Annotated in this window: 16 protein-coding genes; 10 read left to right on the forward strand and 6 right to left on the reverse strand. The window is 68.9% G+C overall.

Going from position 1 to position 14,835, the window contains the following annotated elements; translation table 11 throughout:
- Nucleotides 1-222: 222 nt before the first annotated feature.
- The 7 genes from KXR53_RS10110 to KXR53_RS10140 are packed head-to-tail and all read left to right on the forward strand — an operon-like array spanning nucleotide 223 to nucleotide 5,380.
- Complete coding sequence (locus KXR53_RS10110; RefSeq protein ID WP_437375001.1) at nucleotides 223-981, forward strand: FadR/GntR family transcriptional regulator; 759 nt, start codon at nucleotides 223-225, stop codon at nucleotides 979-981.
- A 54-nt stretch (nucleotides 982-1,035) separates the two neighbouring features.
- Entirely contained in the window at nucleotides 1,036-1,473 is a 438-nt protein-coding gene (gene rpiB, locus KXR53_RS10115; RefSeq protein WP_437375129.1) for a ribose 5-phosphate isomerase B, read from the forward strand.
- 3 nt (nucleotides 1,474-1,476) lie between these two features.
- Nucleotides 1,477-2,379, forward strand: a complete 903-nt coding sequence (locus tag KXR53_RS10120) for an NAD(P)-dependent oxidoreductase (protein WP_437375002.1) — start codon at nucleotides 1,477-1,479, stop codon at nucleotides 2,377-2,379.
- A 12-nt stretch (nucleotides 2,380-2,391) separates the two neighbouring features.
- Complete coding sequence (locus KXR53_RS10125) at nucleotides 2,392-3,075, forward strand: amino acid ABC transporter permease (protein WP_437375003.1); 684 nt, start codon at nucleotides 2,392-2,394, stop codon at nucleotides 3,073-3,075.
- A gap of 13 nt (nucleotides 3,076-3,088) precedes the next feature.
- Nucleotides 3,089-3,760, forward strand: a complete 672-nt coding sequence (locus KXR53_RS10130; RefSeq protein WP_437375004.1) for an amino acid ABC transporter permease — start codon at nucleotides 3,089-3,091, stop codon at nucleotides 3,758-3,760.
- Nucleotides 3,761-3,809: 49 nt separating this feature from the next.
- Nucleotides 3,810-4,538: an amino acid ABC transporter ATP-binding protein gene (locus KXR53_RS10135; RefSeq protein ID WP_437375005.1), complete on the forward strand. Its 729-nt coding sequence runs from the start codon at nucleotides 3,810-3,812 to the stop codon at nucleotides 4,536-4,538.
- Between the two features lie 44 nt (nucleotides 4,539-4,582).
- Nucleotides 4,583-5,380 carry a transporter substrate-binding domain-containing protein gene (locus KXR53_RS10140; protein WP_437375006.1) on the forward strand — a complete coding sequence of 266 codons (798 nt, stop codon included), beginning with the start codon at nucleotides 4,583-4,585 and terminating at the stop codon, nucleotides 5,378-5,380.
- Between the two features lie 39 nt (nucleotides 5,381-5,419).
- Here the strand turns inward: KXR53_RS10140 and KXR53_RS10145 are convergent, their stop codons facing one another.
- Genes KXR53_RS10145 through KXR53_RS10170 form a run of 6 tightly spaced genes read right to left on the reverse strand, consistent with a single transcriptional unit; the run spans nucleotide 5,420 to nucleotide 10,545 of the window.
- The gene (locus KXR53_RS10145; protein WP_437375007.1) at nucleotides 5,420-6,190 is read right to left on the reverse strand and encodes an SDR family oxidoreductase; all 771 of its coding nucleotides are present in this window, start codon (nucleotides 6,188-6,190) and stop codon (nucleotides 5,420-5,422) included.
- A 21-nt stretch (nucleotides 6,191-6,211) separates the two neighbouring features.
- Nucleotides 6,212-6,358: a hypothetical protein gene (locus tag KXR53_RS10150; protein ID WP_437375008.1), complete on the reverse strand. Its 147-nt coding sequence runs from the start codon at nucleotides 6,356-6,358 to the stop codon at nucleotides 6,212-6,214.
- Nucleotides 6,355-7,647, reverse strand: coding sequence for a TRAP transporter large permease (locus KXR53_RS10155; RefSeq protein ID WP_437375009.1), 1,293 nt, complete (start codon nucleotides 7,645-7,647; stop codon nucleotides 6,355-6,357). Before KXR53_RS10155 ends, KXR53_RS10150 begins: the two co-directional genes overlap by 4 nt.
- 42 nt (nucleotides 7,648-7,689) lie before the next feature.
- Nucleotides 7,690-8,253 carry a TRAP transporter small permease gene (locus tag KXR53_RS10160; protein ID WP_437375010.1) on the reverse strand — a complete coding sequence of 188 codons (564 nt, stop codon included), beginning with the start codon at nucleotides 8,251-8,253 and terminating at the stop codon, nucleotides 7,690-7,692.
- On the reverse strand, nucleotides 8,250-9,245 hold the full coding sequence (locus KXR53_RS10165; RefSeq protein WP_437375011.1) for a TRAP transporter substrate-binding protein: 996 nt from the start codon (nucleotides 9,243-9,245) through the stop codon (nucleotides 8,250-8,252). The genes KXR53_RS10160 and KXR53_RS10165 overlap by 4 nt, the downstream gene beginning before the upstream one ends.
- Nucleotides 9,246-9,288: 43 nt before the next feature.
- Complete coding sequence (locus KXR53_RS10170; RefSeq protein WP_437375012.1) at nucleotides 9,289-10,545, reverse strand: NAD(P)/FAD-dependent oxidoreductase; 1,257 nt, start codon at nucleotides 10,543-10,545, stop codon at nucleotides 9,289-9,291.
- 171 nt (nucleotides 10,546-10,716) lie between these two features.
- Between KXR53_RS10170 and KXR53_RS10175 the strand changes: the two genes are divergently transcribed.
- The 3 genes from KXR53_RS10175 to KXR53_RS10185 all read left to right on the forward strand — a co-directional run bounded on the left by KXR53_RS10175 (nucleotide 10,717) and on the right by KXR53_RS10185 (nucleotide 14,764).
- On the forward strand, nucleotides 10,717-11,454 hold the full coding sequence (locus KXR53_RS10175) for an aspartate/glutamate racemase family protein (RefSeq protein WP_437375013.1): 738 nt from the start codon (nucleotides 10,717-10,719) through the stop codon (nucleotides 11,452-11,454).
- Between the two features lie 419 nt (nucleotides 11,455-11,873).
- The gene (locus KXR53_RS10180) at nucleotides 11,874-13,166 is read left to right on the forward strand and encodes a tyrosine-type recombinase/integrase (RefSeq protein WP_437375014.1); all 1,293 of its coding nucleotides are present in this window, start codon (nucleotides 11,874-11,876) and stop codon (nucleotides 13,164-13,166) included.
- 422 nt (nucleotides 13,167-13,588) lie between these two features.
- Nucleotides 13,589-14,764: a Fic family protein gene (locus KXR53_RS10185; protein WP_437375015.1), complete on the forward strand. Its 1,176-nt coding sequence runs from the start codon at nucleotides 13,589-13,591 to the stop codon at nucleotides 14,762-14,764.
- Nucleotides 14,765-14,835: the final 71 nt, after the last annotated feature.

A 14,835-nucleotide genomic window follows, 5' to 3' on the forward strand; every position in this document is an offset into this window, starting at 1 on the left:
CGCGTCAGCGAGACCGGGTGAGGGCTGGTCCCGGCCTCGACGAACTCCCCTCACCCGGAGCCGCTTCGCGTCTCCGACCTCTCCCGCAAGCGGGAGAGGCAATCAGACTGTGTCTCATCCGCTACCGGAGGCGCTTCAAGCGATTGCCCTGGGCGAAGCATCGATGCCGATTGACAAGCGGCGCCAACGGCGGTTAAGTGGTCTGACCACGGTAAGATCACTATGTCCGATATCGTCAAGCTCACCCGCGATCCCGAGGACGGCCCGGGCGGCTACGCCAAGGTCTTCGCCTTCCTGCGCGAGCAGCTGCTGTCCGGCGCCCTCAAGACCGGCGACCGGCTGCTGCCGGAGCGGGACCTGTCGGCGCTGCTGGGGGTCGGCCGCCCGGTGCTGCGCGAGGCGCTGCGGGCGCTGGCGATGCTCGGCGCGGTCGAGATCCGGCACGGGGTGGGCACCATCGTGCGCCAGCCCGACGCCTCCACCCTCGGCGAGTTCTTCACCTTCGTCCTGGCCCAGCAATCCGACGTCGTCGACGACGTGATGGAGGCGCGGATCGCGATCGAGTGCCAGGCCGCGCGCCTGGCCTGCCGCCGCGCGACGCTGGCGGATTTCGAGCGCATCCGGGCCGCCCTGCAGCGGATCGAGGCGACCATCGACGATCCCGTCGCGGGCGGCGACGCCGATTTCGACTTCCACAGCGGCATCGTCCAGGCCGGTCGGTCGGAGACGCTGCGGAGCATCTACACCGCGATCTCCGATCTGCTGCGCCGGTCGCATCGCGGGCGGCGCGAGCTGATCCTGCGCGTGCCGGGCATCCGGTCCTTCCTGATCGACCACCACCACCGGATCTTCGAGGCGCTGGTGGCGCGCGACGTGCAGCGGTCGGACGAGCTGCTGCGCCGCCACTTCGAGATCGGCGACGAGTACCGCCGCAAGGCCGCCTTCGAGACCACGGTCGGCCGGCCGCAGCCGCCAGGCTGACGTCCCAGCCGGCCGAGCCCAACAAGAATGCCCGAGGAGACAGCGTTGAAGATCGTGATCGGCTGCGACCATGCCGGATTTCCCTTGAAGCGAGAGATCGCCGACTTCGTCGCGGGCCTCGGCCATGCGGTGACGGATGTGGGCAGCCACACGCCCGACCCGGTCGACTTCCCGGACGTCGCCCGGGCCGTCTGCACCGCCGTGACCGGCGGGGAGGCCGACCGCGGGCTGATGATCTGCGGCACCGGCGTCGGCGCGGCCATCGCCGCCAACAAGATCCGCGGCATCCGGGCCGCGGTCTGCCACGATTTCCATTCGGCGCATCAGGCGGTGGAGCATGACGACGTCAACGTCATGTGCGTCGGCGCCCAGATCGTCGGCCCCTGGCTGGCGCGCGACCTGGTCGCGGCCTATCTCGCCGCCGAATTCGACCCCAGCGAGGACTTCAAGCGCCGGGTCGAGAAGCTGCACGCGCTGGAGCGGGAGGGCTGAACCATGGCGGAGCTCCGTCACACGGTCGGCTTCATCGGCCTCGGCACCATGGGCCGCGAGATGGCGGCCAACCTGCTGCGCGCCGGCCACGAGGTGCGCGCCTATGACGTGCTGCCGGCGGCGGTCGAGGCCCTGGCGGCGCAGGGCGCCGTCCCCGCCGCCGGCGTGGCCGAGGCGGCCGAGGGCGCCGACCTCGTCGTCACCATGCTGCCCGACACGCCGCAGGTGGAGGAGGTGGTGTACGGCCCGGGCGGGCTGCTGGCGGCGCCGCCGCGCGGCCGGCTGGTGGTCGATATGAGCACGATCTCGCCGCAGGCGGTGCGGCGGATGCAGGCCGACCTCGCCGCGGCGGGGATCGACTTCCTCGACGCCCCGGTCTCCGGCGGGCCGCAGGGTGCCCGCGCCGCCACCCTGACGATCATGGTCGGCGGCACCCGCGCCGCTTTCGACCGGGCGCTGCCGGTGCTGCGCGGCATGGGCACCACCATCACCCATGTCGGCGACAGCGGCGCCGGCCAGACGGTGAAGCTGTGCAATCAGCTGATCTGCGGCATCAACCTGCAGGCGATCTGCGAGGCGCTGGCGCTGGGCCGCGCCTGCGGCGTCGACCTGGCGCAGATGCGCGAGGTGCTGCTCGGCGGCTCCGCCGCCTCCTGGATGCTGGACAAGCTCGGCCCCGCGATGATCGCCGGCGACGCCGGGGCGGGATTCCGCATCGACCTGATGCTGAAGGATCTGCGCCTGGTGCAGGAGCTCGCCTTCGGCAAGGCGGTGCCTCTGCCGGCCACCGCGCTGGTCACCAGCCAGTATCTCGACGCCCGGGCCCATGGCGAGGGCGGCAACGGCAACCAGGCCCTGTTCCGGGTCTATGACCGCATGACCGGGCAGTCCCCGAACGCCGGATAGAGGAGCCGGGCGATGGGCGTCACCCTCGATTTCTCCGTCGTGCTCGAGCGCTGGCCGATGTTCCTGGACGGCGCCTGGCTGACCATCCGCCTCGCCGTCGCCTCGACGGTGCTGGGCTTCACGCTCGGCACTCTGTGTGCGATCGGCCGGCGCGACGGGACGGCCTGGCTGTCGCGGCTGTGCGGCGCCTATGTCGAGGCGATCCGGAACACGCCCTTCCTGGTCCAGATCTTCGTCGTCTATTTCGGCCTGTCCAGCCTGGGCCTGTCGCTTTCGGCGGTCGCGGTCGCCGTGATCGCGCTGACCATCAATGTCGGCGCCTACACCGCCGAGATCATGCGCGCCGGCTTTGACTCCATCCACAAGGGGCAGATCGAGGCCGGGGAATGCCTGGGCCTGTCGCGGGTGCAGATCTATTGGCATGTCGTGCTGCGCCCGGCGATGGAGCGGGTCTATCCGGCCCTGACCAGCCAGTTCGTGCTGCTGATGCTGGCCTCCTCCGTCGTCTCGCAGATCTCGGCCGAGGAGCTGACCGCGGTCGCCAACTTCATCCAGTCGGACACCTACCGCGCCTTCGAGACCTACATCATCGTCGCGGCGCTGTACTTGGCGCTGTCGCTGCTGATGCGGGCCGGCTTCTGGGGGCTGGGCCTCGTCCTCTTCCCGCGCCGCCGCCGGCTCGGCACGCCGCTCTGATCGCGAGGACGCCATGCAGCCCGGCCTCAACCTGAACCATCTCGACTTCCTGCTCCAGGGCGCGGTCTGGACCCTGGCCCTGTCGCTGATGGCCTTCCTCGGCGGCGGCCTGGCCGGCTTCGGGGTCGCGCTCGGCCGCATCTCCGCGAGCCGCCTCGTCCGCGGCGCCGTCGGCTTCTATGTGCAGCTGGTCCAGGGCACACCGCTTCTGGTGCTGCTGTTCCTGACCTATTTCGGGCTGCCGACGATCGGGGTCGAGGTGCCGCCGCTGCTCGCCGCAGGCGCGTCGCTGACGATCTATGTCAGCGCCTATCTCGGCGAGATCTGGCGCGGCTGCCTCGAAGCCGTGCCGAAGCCGCAATGGGAGGCGGCGGAGTGCCTGGCGCTGAGCCGCCCCCAGCGGCTGTTCAAGGTGATCCTGCCGCAGGCGGTGCGCATCGCCACGCCGCCGACCGTCGGCTTCATGGTCCAGATCATCAAGAACACCTCGCTGGCCTCGGTCGTCGGCTTCGTCGAGCTGGCCCGGGCCGGGCAGATCGTCAACAACTCCATCTTCCAGCCCTTCGCGATCTACATGGTGATCGCGGTCCTCTACTTCGCCATGTGCTACCCGATCTCGCTCCTGAGCCGGAGGCTGGAGCGCCGGACGGGCTTCACGCCGCGGCTGAAGCCCGCCCTGGCCTAGCGCGGCCGCAAGGGTCGTGCCCCCAAGAACACGCAAGGGAGAGAACGCCATGACGGCGATGGTGACGCTGCAGAACGTGCGCAAGAGCTTCGGCGCCCTGACCGTGCTCGACGGCGTGTCCTTCACCGTGGACAAGGGCCAGGTCACTGCCCTGATCGGCCGCAGCGGATCGGGCAAGAGCACGGCGCTGCGCTGCATCGACCGGCTGGAGACGATCGACGGCGGCGAGATCACGGTCTGCGATCACAGGGTCAGCGACCCGGAGATCGACCTGCGCCGCCTGCGGCTCGACGTCGGCATCGTGTTCCAGAGCTACAACCTGTTTCCGCATCTGACCATCGAGCAGAACATCACCCTGGCGCCGGTCTCGGTGAAGAAGTTGCCGCGGGCCGAGGCCCGTGCCCTCGCCCGCAGCGTGCTCGACCAGGTCGGTCTGGGCGAGAAGGCCGACGCCTATCCCGAGCAGCTGTCGGGCGGCCAGCAGCAGCGCGCGGCGATCGCCCGATCGCTGGCGATGCAGCCCAAGGTGATGCTGTTCGACGAGGTCACCTCGGCCCTCGACCCCGAGCTGAAGGGCGAGGTGCTGAAGGTGATGGAGGACCTCGCCGCCCGTGGCATGACCATGATCATGGTCACCCATGAGATGGGCTTCGCCCGCCGGGTGGCGGACCGGGTCCTGTTCATGCATCGCGGCCGGGTGCACGAGCAGGGGCCGGCCGAGATCCTGAGTCGCCCCGAAACGCCTGAGCTGCAGCAGTTCGTCGCCAACGAGCTCTGACCCCGGACGCTCAACCAGAACATCCAAACATGGAGGAGACGCAGATGAAGCCGACCATCCGCTGGAGCCGGGCGCTGGCCCTGGCCTTCGCCCTGAGCCTCGGCGCCGTGAGCGCCCGGGCGGACCTGCTGGACGACATCATGGCGGCCAAGAAGATCCGGGTCGCGACCGATCTCGCCATCCCGCCCTCGGGCATGATCGACGACCAGATGAAGCCGATCGGCTCCGATGTCGAGACCGCGCAGCTGCTGGCCCAGGACTGGGGGCTGGAGCTGGAGTTCGTCCAGACCACGGGCGCCACCCGCATCCCGAACGTCCAGACCGGCAAGGCCGACATCATCATCTCGACCCTGTCGGTCACGCCGGAGCGGGCGAAGGTGATCGACTTCTCGAAGCCCTATGCCGCGCTGCAATCGGTGATCGGCGCCCCGGCGGACGCCCCGATCAAGGACTGGGCGGACCTCCAGGGCAAGACGGTGACCGTCACCCGCGGCACCACCCAGGACACGGAGCTGACGAAGCTGGCGTCGGAGAAGGGCTTCCAGGTCGTGCGCTACGACGACGACGCGACCATGGTGACGGCCGCTGTCTCCGGCCAGGCCCAGATCGTCGCCACCTCGGCCACGCTGGTGAACCAGATCCGGCAGAAGAACCCGGACCGCGCCTTCGAGCCGAAATTCCTGATCCGCACCTTCGACCTCGCCATCGGGCTGCGCAAGGACGAGCCGCGCTTCATGGAGAAGCTGAACGAATGGGTCGCGGCCAATCTGAAGAACCGCAAGCTGAACGACATCTATCAGAAGTACCACGGCGCGCCGCTGCCGGAAGCGATGCTGCAATAGGGCCGAAGGAGCGACGGCCGGCCGCCGCCCCGCATCGCCCTATTGCGGCCGCAGCCGGAAATCGTGGCCTTCCGGCAGGGTCTGGCCGCCGTCGACGACGATGGTGGTGCCGGTGATGTAGGCGGCGTCGTCCGAGGCCAGGAAGGCCACCGCCGCGGCCACGTCGCGTGGCGTGCCCAGCCGGCCGAGCGGCACCGCCCGCTCCATCATCGCGATGAACTCGGCGCTGCGGTGCTGCTGCATCCCTTCCGTCAGGATGTTGCCCGGTTCGACGCCGTTGACGGTGATGCCGTAGCCGGAGAACTCCAGCGCCGCGGATTTCAGGAAGCCGTTGATGCCGGCCTTGGTCGCGGCGTAGTGGCCGTGGCCCGGGCTGGTGACGCGCGGCCCGGTGATCGAGGAGGTGAAGATCATCCGGCCGCCGCCCGCCTGCCGCATCGCCGGCAGCGCCGCCCGGGCGGCGAGATAGGTGCCGCGCAGATTGACCGCCATCACCCGATCCCACTCCTCGGGCTCGATGTCCTCGATCAGCGTCCAGGGATAGATCGCGGCGTTCTGCACCAGGATGTCGAGCCGGCCGAAGCCGTCGACCGCCGCCGCCACGATCGCCTCGGCATCCGCCTTCCGGCTGATGTCGGTGGCGACGAAGCGGGCGTCGAGACGTGCCGCCGTCGCCGCCCCAGTGTCGGCCTCGGTGTCGCCGATCACCAGCCGTGCCCCCTCCTCCGCCAGCCGCTCGGCGATCGCCGCGCCGATGCCGCGCGCCGCCCCGATCACGATGGCGACGCGCCCCTCCAGCCTTGCCGGCATGTTCAGCCCTCCCCGGTCCGCTTAGTGATAGCGCGGCAGCAGGTCGCCCTGCGCCTCGATCAGATCGTCCACCAGGCGCCAGATCTCGTCGAGGGGCAGCTCCGCCGGGTTCCAGCGCCACTGCCAATATCGTCTGAGGTTCCGCTGATAGGCGGCGCGGCCGGTCACATATGCGACGGCAGATAGGTGGCGAGGCCGGGGAAGCCCATCAGCACGAACACCATCAGCACCATGATGAAGAACATCGGCAGCGCCGCGCGCGCGATGGTGCCCAGGCCGTGCTTGGTCATGCCCTGCAGCACGAACAGGTTGAACCCGACCGGCGGCGTGATCTGCGCCATCTCGACCACGACGACGATGAAGATGCCGAACCAGATCACGTCGATCCCGGCCTGACGGATCATCGGCTCCACGATCGCCATGGTCAGCACGACGGAAGAGATGCCGTCCAGGAAGCAGCCGAGGATGATGTAGAAGACCAGCAGCGCCAGGATCAGCTCGGTCGCCGACAGGCCCAGCCCCTGGATCCAGACGGCCAGGTTGCGCGGCAGGCCGGTGAAGCCCATGGCCAGCGACAGGCAGGCCGAGCCGGCCAGGATCAGGGCGATCATGGCGGAGATCACGGTCGCGCTCTCCAGCCCCTCGATGAAGCTGCGCCAGCTGAGCGTCTTCTGCCAGGCGGCGAGGCCGAGCGCGCCGAGCACGCCGAAGGCCGCGGCCTCGGTCGCGGTCGCCGCGCCGGAATACATCGATCCGATGACGAGCAGGACGAGGAGGACCACCGGCAGCAGATGCTGCCCCTCGCTGATCTTCTGGATGAAGGTGGTGCGCGGCTCGGCCGGCACCTCGCCGGGGCGCAGCAGCCCCCAGCCGACGACGTAGAGCATGAACAGGCCGGCCAGGACCAGGCCCGGGATCACGCCGGCGATGAACAGCTTGGAGATCGATTCGTTGATGGTCACGCCGTAGACGATCAGCGTCAGCGACGGCGGGATCATCAGCCCCAGCGTGGCCGCGCCGGCCAGAGTGCCGACGATCATCCGCTCCGGATAGCCGCGGCGGCGCAGCTCCGGGATCGACATGCGGCCGACCGTCATCAGCGTCGCGGCGGAGGAGCCGGAAACCGCGGCGAAGACGGTGCAGCCGACGATGTTGGTGTGCAGCAGCCGACCCGGCAGCCGGGCCAGCCAGGGCGACAGGCCGCGGAACAGGCTTTCCGACAACCGGGTGCGGAACAGGATCTCGCCCATCCAGATGAAGAGCGGCAGCGCCGTCAGCGACCAGCTGGCGGCCGAGCTCCAGATCGTGGTCGCGAGGGCCGGCCCCGCCGGCCGGCTGGTGAACAGCTCCATGCCGATATAGGCGACGCCGAGCAGCGCGAGGCCGATCCAGACGCCGGAGCCGAGCAGGAGGAACAGCGCGAGGAGGAGGATGGCGGTGGCGGTGAGTTGGTCCATGGCCTCGGCCCGGTCTCCGGGGTTGGTGGTCGCGGCGGAAGGTCAGATCTCGCGCTGGCTCTCCTCGCCCGCCTGGATCCCGGCGCTGCCGGTCACGAGCAGGGAGATCAGCCCGTCGACGAGCGCGACCGCGAAGATCACGGCGCCGGCCGCCATCGCGAGCTGCGGGATCCACAGCGGCGTCGCGTCCTGGCCCTGGCTGACGTCGTGCAGCTTGTAGGACCAGCGCACCATCGAGATCGCGTACCAGGCGAAGTAGCAGCCGAGCGCCGCGCCGACGGCCCAGCACCAGAGCTCGCCCCAGCGCCGGCGGCGGCCGAGCGCGTTGAGCAGCAGCCCGACCCGGATATGGGCGCCGCGCCGCAGCGCCAGGGCCAGGGCCATGAAGGACGACGACGCCAGCAGATAGGCGGCGTATTCGGTGCCGCCGGGGAACTGCAGCCCGAGCCAGCGCGCCGCCATCGCCGCGACGATGACCACCAGCAGCGCCAGCAGGGACAGGGCGGCCAGCATCCCCGCCCCGAGATACAGCGCATCGAGCAGGCGCCGGAGGATGCGGGCCGCCGGGGCCGGCGCGGGCCGGGCGGCCGTCGGCTGCGCCGTCATTTCGCGGCCTTGTAGGCGTCGACGATCGCCTGGCCGTCCGCTCCGGCCTTGGCCAGCCATTCCTGGGTCATGGTGTCGCCGATCTTCATCAGCTCGGCGCGCCAGGCGTCCGACGGCTTCTCCACCTTCATGCCATGGGCGGCAAGCTGCCCGACGGTGAAGTCGGTGTACTGCACCGCCCGCCAGTATCCCGCATATTCGGCGAGCGAGGCGCAGCCGCGGATGCCGGCGCGGGTGGCGTCGTCCAGCCCTTCCCAGGACTCCTTGTTGGCGAAGACGTAGTTGCGGGGCAGCCAGGCATCGACCGTATAGAAATTGGTGAGCTGCTCCCACACCTTGCGGTCGTAACCGGTGGCGCCCGAGGACATGAAGGACTCGACCACGCCGGTCGCCAGGGCCTGCGGCAGCTCCGCCTCCTCGATCTGCACCGGGTTCAGGCCGGACAGCTCGGCGAAGCGGGCGGTCGCGGCGTTGTAGGCGCGGAACTTCAGCCCCTTGACGTCGGCGTTGGAGGCCACCGGCTTCTTGAAGTAGAGCCCCTGCGGCGGCCAGGGCACGGAATACAGGAACACCAAGTTCTCGCCGTCGAGGATCTTCTCGACCACCGGCTTGGTCACCCGCCAGAGCTTCGTCGAATCCTCGAAGGAGGTGGCGAGGAACGGGATCGAATCGATGCCGAAGATCGGGTTCTCGTTCTGATGGGCGGAGATCAGCCGCTCGCCGATCGGCGCCTGGCCGGTCTGCACCGCGCGCTTGATGTCGTTGCCTTTGAACAGCGAGCCGGAGGGATGGACGACGATGTCGATCTCGCCGGCCGTCGCCTCCTTCACGCAGGCGGCGAAGGCCTGCGCCGTTCCGGTGTGGAAGTTGCTCTCGGAATAGGCCGTCGGCATGTCCCAGGTCTCGGCCGCGGCCGGACCCGCTGCCAGCACGACGACGGCGAGCGCCAGCGCCGCCTGCCGAATCCCGAATCCACGAGTTTGCGTCCCCATTCTCGTCCCCCTTGTCTGGTTTGTTTGATATCCGCCGCTTCGCTCAATGCCGGGCGAAGCGGTCGGGCGAATACGGTGCCAAATCGATGTCCGGCCGCTCACCCGCGACCAGCGCCGCCACCAGCCGCCCGGTGCGGGGGCCGGAGGTCAAGCCGACGTGATGATGGCCGAAGGCGAGATAGAGCCCGGGATGCCCGGACGCCTGCCCGATCAGCGGCAGGCTGTCGGCCGGCGCCGGGCGATGCCCCAGCCATTCCTCGTGGCGGGTGAACCGCATGGCCGGATAGGCCGCGCACAGCTTGGCGACGACGAGGTTCAGCGCCCGCCGCGTCGGCGGCGCCCGCAACCCTCCGAATTCCACCACGCCGGCGCATCGCACCCCTTCGGCCATGGGCGTCGCAACGAATTTGCCCGACGTAACCATGGTCGGCAAGCGCGGCCGGACCGAAGGGTCGCGGATCATCACGTGATAGCCGCGTTCGGTTTCGATCGGGATGCGCAGCCCGATCCGGCGCAGCAGCAGCCCGGACCAGGCGCCGGTCGCGACCACGGCGACGGCGCAGGAAATCTCGCCGCTCGCGGTCGCCACCGCCACCGGCCGGCCGTCGCCGTCGAGCCGCAGGTCCAGCGCCTTCTCCGGCACGAAGGTGACGCCCAGCCGTGCCGCATGCGCCGCCAGGTCGCGCAGATAGCCGCCGGGATCGGCGACATAGCCGTGCTCGCCGACCAGGACGCCGAAGCCGATGGCGGGACCGAGCGCCGGGTCGAGCTCGCGCAGCGCCGGCCCCTCGACCTCCTGCCAGGACCAGCCGGCCTCGCGCCGCAGCCCCCAGCCGAAGGCGTCCGCTTCGAACGCCGCGCGCGACGGATAGGCGAAGAGATAGCCGGACGGGGTCAGCCAGCCGGCGGCCGGCGTGCCCTCGGCCAGGGCCTGATGCTGCGCCACCGCGTCGCCGACCAGGGGCGCCAGGCCGCGGGCGATGCGCGCCGCCTCCACCGCCGTCGCATGGCTCAGATAGCGCAGCAGCCAGGGCAGCAGCCGCGGCAGATATCCCCAACGCAGGAACAAGGGAAAGTTCGGATCGAGCACCATCTTCGGCGCCTTGGCGGCCAGCCCGGGCACGGTCACCGGCACCACCGAGCAGGCGGCGAGGACGCCGGCATTGCCGAAGCTGGCCCGGTCCGCCGCCACGCCGGGGTCGACCAGCACGACCTCCCGGCCGCGGCGCAGCCAGATCGCGGTCGAGACCCCGACGATGCCGCCGCCGATCACGGCGACGCGCCCCGCCCCCGGGGTCAAGCCAGCCCTCGCAGCCGGCCCGCCATGCTGCAGTTTGTCTGGTGGTCAGACTTCATATTAAAGACTTAGCGGCGATTCAGGTTTCGAACGGAAGCGAATTCGCGTCCATTTGAGACGATCGTGCTCTCGGCCCGGCCGGGCCGGCGATCGTAACCACGGGGAGACGGCGGGATGACGGAACGGGGCGGCAAGGCGGTCTACGGCGCATGCATCGGCATCCTGATGCTCGAGGCGCGCTTCCCGCGCGTGCCGGGCGACATGGGCAACGGCCTGACCTGGCCCTTCCCGGTGCAGTACCGGGTGGTCCCCGACGCCTCGCCCGACCGGGTGGTGCGCCGGCGGGCGGAAGGCCTGCTCCCCGCCTTCATCGCCGCGGCGCACGACCTGGTCCGCCACGGCGCCGACGCCATCACCACCAATTGCGGCTTCCTCTCGCTGTTCCAGGACGAGATCGCGGCCGCGGTCGGCGTGCCGGTCGCGACCTCCTCGCTGATGCAGGTGCCGCTGGTGCAGCGCACCCTGCCGCCCTCGCGCCGCGTCGGCATCCTGACCATCTCGCGCCAGACGCTGACCGAGGAGCATCTGCGGGCCGCTGGCGTCGATCCGGCGACCCCGGTGATGGGCACCGAGGGCGGCCGCGAATTCACCCGCGCCATCCTCGGCAACGAGCCCGAGCTGGATGTCGAGGCGGCGCGGGCGGACAATGTCGAGGCGGCGCGCGCCCTGGTCGCGGCTCACCCGGATCTCGGCGCCATCGTGCTCGAATGCACCAACATGATCCCCTACGCCGCCGATATCCGCCGCGCCACGGGGCTGCCGGTGTTCTCGATCCACAATCTCGTCTGCTGGCTCCACACCGCGGTCCTGCCGCGCCGCTTCGACACCCGCCTCGACGACGTGCGGCCCTAGATCTTCAGCCCGCCGTTTCGTCGAACAGGAGGATCCGGCCCGCGAAGCGGGTCAAGCCGGGGACGCAGAAAACGCCCCTGGGCGCCTGCTAAGTCTCTGATTTTCCTGGGAGAAAATGGAGCGGGCGAAGGGATTCGAACCCTCGACCCCAACCTTGGCAACGGGTCCGGGTCGTTTTCGCAACTTCCGGTCTTTATACGCCAGGACGCGAAAAACTACTATGAATCAGTCACTTACATTGACAGGCGTGCCGCCGGGGGTACGCTAGAAAAGCCGCTGATTTCCGTTCGACTGCTTCCCCCCTGCTTCCCCGCTCATGCTGCACCTGCGTGGGGAAGCAGATCGGCCAGCGCACGGCCTCCGCCCATCACCCATCGGACTGATTTCAAACGCGAAATCCGGATGAAGGGTGAGCTGAAATGCCGAAACTGACGAAGCGAATCGTTGATGCACTGCAACATAGCCCTCGGCGCGACGTGTTCCTCTGGGACACCGAGTTGAGAGGCTTCGGGGTCCGCATGAAGCCGTCTGGCACCAAGACGTTTCTGATCCAGTACCGCAACGGGGAGCGCCGCACGCGCCGATTCGTCATCGGCCAGTACGGTGTGCTCACCGTCGAACTCGCCCGCGATCTGGCGAAGAAGAAGCTCGCCGCCGTGGTCGACGGCAGTGATCCGTCCGCCGAGCGGCGTGCCGCCCGCGAGGGAACGACGGTGGCGGAGATCTGCGACTGGTATCTGGCGGAGGCCGAATCGGGTCGGCTCCTCGGCCGGAACAGGCGGCCGATCAAAGCCTCCTCCGTCTCTGGGGATCGGAGTCGCATCGAGCAGCACATCAAGCCGCTCATCGGCACGCGGGTTGTGAGCCATCTTCGGCTCGCGGACATCGAGCGGCTGCAGGCCGACATCGCGGCCGGCAAGACCGCCCGCTTACAACGTCCGGGACGCGGAGGACAGACGGCAGGCGGCGCCGGCGTCGCTGCCCGTACGATCAGCACGCTCAGGAGCCTGCTCAATCACGCGCGCCGACTCGGGTTGATCGAGCAGAGCCCGGCCAACGGCGTGAGGGTGATCGCCTCCACGAAGCTCAAGCGGCGCCTCAGCGCCGGAGAGGTCCGGCATCTCGGAAAGGTGATGCTGCAGATGGAACGCGAGGGCGAGCACCCGACGGGGCTGGCCGCGATTCGCGCGCTGCTGCTCACCGGCTTCCGGCGGATGGAGGTGCTCGGCATGCGCAAAAGATGGATCGAGCAGGACGGCAACTGCGTCGCCTTCCCCGACACCAAGTCGGGACCGCAACTGCGGGCCGTCGGCGACTCCGCGATGGCCTGTCTCGTCGAACAGGCCGGCCGCAGCACCTCCCCGTTCGTGTTTCCCGCCGATTGGGGTGACGGCCATTTCGTCGGCCTGGTGCGGGTGCTCGATCGGGTCTGCGCGCGGGCCGGGCTGCAGGATGTCACGCCCCACACTCTGCGGCACACCTTCGCGAGCATCGCGGCCTCGCTGGGGTTCAGCGAGCTGACGATCTCGGGCCTCCTGGGACATGCGCCGCGCGGGGTCACTCAACGGTATGTTCATCTCGACACGGCACTCGTCATCGCAGCCGATCAGGTTTCCGCGGAGATCGCGCGCCTCCTCGGTGGTGGACAGGTGCTGTCGGTGCAGGAAGCCAAGATCCTTCGCGCGAAGACGCTGGTTTCGGTTCCTTTGTAGAAGGGTGCGAGGCGAGGAGGGTTGCGACTACCGTCGTGCCCTCCTTGTCGCGCTCCCGTCTGCCCATTCAAGCAGAACCCATCCGACGCCGTGCCAGGGAAATTGTAAGCTTCGTGCGACATATTCAGCCAATCGGTAGTGCGAAGGTGACAATTGTCTGCTCCCCCACAATCCTCCTGCTGCCGTGCGGCGCGCGTTGCGCAAGCTCTGGCGAACATCCACTCCGCGGGAGGCTGTCGCCTTGTCGCCAGGCCCTCTCGCTCAGGAGCGGGAACGTGCCTAGCGAAGCCCGCTAGGAACGGCTCCTTGACTAACGATCATAGCTAGCAAAGACTTCGTTACTAGCCGGACCGACAGGGAACGCCGCCGTGCCTTGCCCTAACCATCGGAACGATGTCGTTCCTGAGTTGAGCCGCCGAGAGATGCCGAAACGCGCCACGGGCCGATACGAAAGCGTTACCGCCGGCGGGGAGGCGGTCGACGCCTTCCTTCCCTTCGACCTGCCGCCCGCCCGGCCGGCGCTCGCCATCAGCGACACGCTGGAGCATCGCCTCCGGGAAGCCGAGCAGGCGCTGCTTCGGCTCGACTTGGCCGGCGAGATGGTGCCTTCGCTCGACTGGTTCGTCTACGCCTTCGTGCGCAAGGAGGCGGTGATCTCGTCGCAGATCGAGGGCACGCAGGCTTCGCTGGTCGACCTACTCGCCTTCGAGGCCGAAGAGCAACCCGCCCCCAATGCGGATATCGAGGAGGTGACGAACTATCTCGACGCGCTCGCCTACGCGCGCGACCAGCTCGCGTCCGAGCGCGGGCTGCCGCTGTCCATGCGGCTGTTGAACGAAGCGCACAAGCGGCTGATGCGCGGCGTGCGCGGCTCCAACAAGCAACCCGGAGAGGTGCGCCGCAGCCAGAACTGGATCGGCGGCAGCCGACCGGGGAACGCGGTCTATGTTCCACCGCCGCCGGACAAGCTCCCTCAGCTCCTCGGCGAACTCGAGAAATACATCCATGCGGATGACCCGCTGCCGAAGCTCGTTCGGGCAGGCCTCCTGCATGTGCAGTTCGAAACCATTCATCCGTATCTCGACGGCAACGGGCGGATCGGGCGGCTCCTGATCGCCCTGCTGCTGGAGCAGTGGGGGCTCCTGAAGGCTCCGCTGCTCTATCTCAGCCTGTTCTTCAAGCGTCACCGTGAGGAGTACTACCGGCGGCTCAACCTCGTCCGGTTGGAGGGGGATTGGGAGGGTTGGACCGACTTCTTTCTCGATGGGGTCGCCACGATCTCCGACGAGGCCGTCGCCTCGGCACGCGAGTTGTTCAACCTCGTCAGCGCGGATCGGGCGCGGCTGCTCGGCGCCGAGTCCGCTTCCGTCTCGGCCCTGCGGCTGTTCGAACAGCTTCCTCGTCATCCGATCGTGACGGTCGCCTCCGCCATGAAGCTCATCGAGGCGAGCAAACCGACGGCGACCCGCGCGATCGAAGCGCTGGCCGAGGTGGGAATGCTTGTGGAGACCACGGGAAAGAAGCGCGACCGCAGCTTTGCCTACCGGGCCTATATGGAGCGTCTACGAACCGGAACGGATTTGGACGGCCGCGGCTGACGAGGACAGCATGGATGGCGATCGAACCGGAGGCAAGCCCAGCCAGTCGTCTTCGCAGGTTCAAATCCTGG

Source organism: Inquilinus limosus (assembly GCF_051487185.1).
Classification (GTDB): Bacteria; Pseudomonadota; Alphaproteobacteria; order DSM-16000; family Inquilinaceae; genus Inquilinus; species Inquilinus limosus_F.

Coding starts and splice junctions, on each gene's coding strand:
- KXR53_RS10110 (WP_437375001.1), top strand. CDS start 223: ATGTCCGATATCGTCAAGCTCACCCGCGATCCCGAGGACGGCCCGGGC.
- KXR53_RS10120 (WP_437375002.1), top strand. CDS start 1,477: ATGGCGGAGCTCCGTCACACGGTCGGCTTCATCGGCCTCGGCACCATG.
- KXR53_RS10125 (WP_437375003.1), top strand. CDS start 2,392: ATGGGCGTCACCCTCGATTTCTCCGTCGTGCTCGAGCGCTGGCCGATG.
- KXR53_RS10130 (WP_437375004.1), top strand. CDS start 3,089: ATGCAGCCCGGCCTCAACCTGAACCATCTCGACTTCCTGCTCCAGGGC.
- KXR53_RS10135 (WP_437375005.1), top strand. CDS start 3,810: ATGACGGCGATGGTGACGCTGCAGAACGTGCGCAAGAGCTTCGGCGCC.
- KXR53_RS10140 (WP_437375006.1), top strand. CDS start 4,583: ATGAAGCCGACCATCCGCTGGAGCCGGGCGCTGGCCCTGGCCTTCGCC.
- KXR53_RS10145 (WP_437375007.1), bottom strand. CDS start 6,190: ATGCCGGCAAGGCTGGAGGGGCGCGTCGCCATCGTGATCGGGGCGGCG.
- KXR53_RS10155 (WP_437375009.1), bottom strand. CDS start 7,647: ATGGACCAACTCACCGCCACCGCCATCCTCCTCCTCGCGCTGTTCCTC.
- KXR53_RS10160 (WP_437375010.1), bottom strand. CDS start 8,253: ATGACGGCGCAGCCGACGGCCGCCCGGCCCGCGCCGGCCCCGGCGGCC.
- KXR53_RS10165 (WP_437375011.1), bottom strand. CDS start 9,245: ATGGGGACGCAAACTCGTGGATTCGGGATTCGGCAGGCGGCGCTGGCG.
- KXR53_RS10175 (WP_437375013.1), top strand. CDS start 10,717: ATGACGGAACGGGGCGGCAAGGCGGTCTACGGCGCATGCATCGGCATC.
- KXR53_RS10180 (WP_437375014.1), top strand. CDS start 11,874: ATGCCGAAACTGACGAAGCGAATCGTTGATGCACTGCAACATAGCCCT.
- KXR53_RS10185 (WP_437375015.1), top strand. CDS start 13,589: ATGCCGAAACGCGCCACGGGCCGATACGAAAGCGTTACCGCCGGCGGG.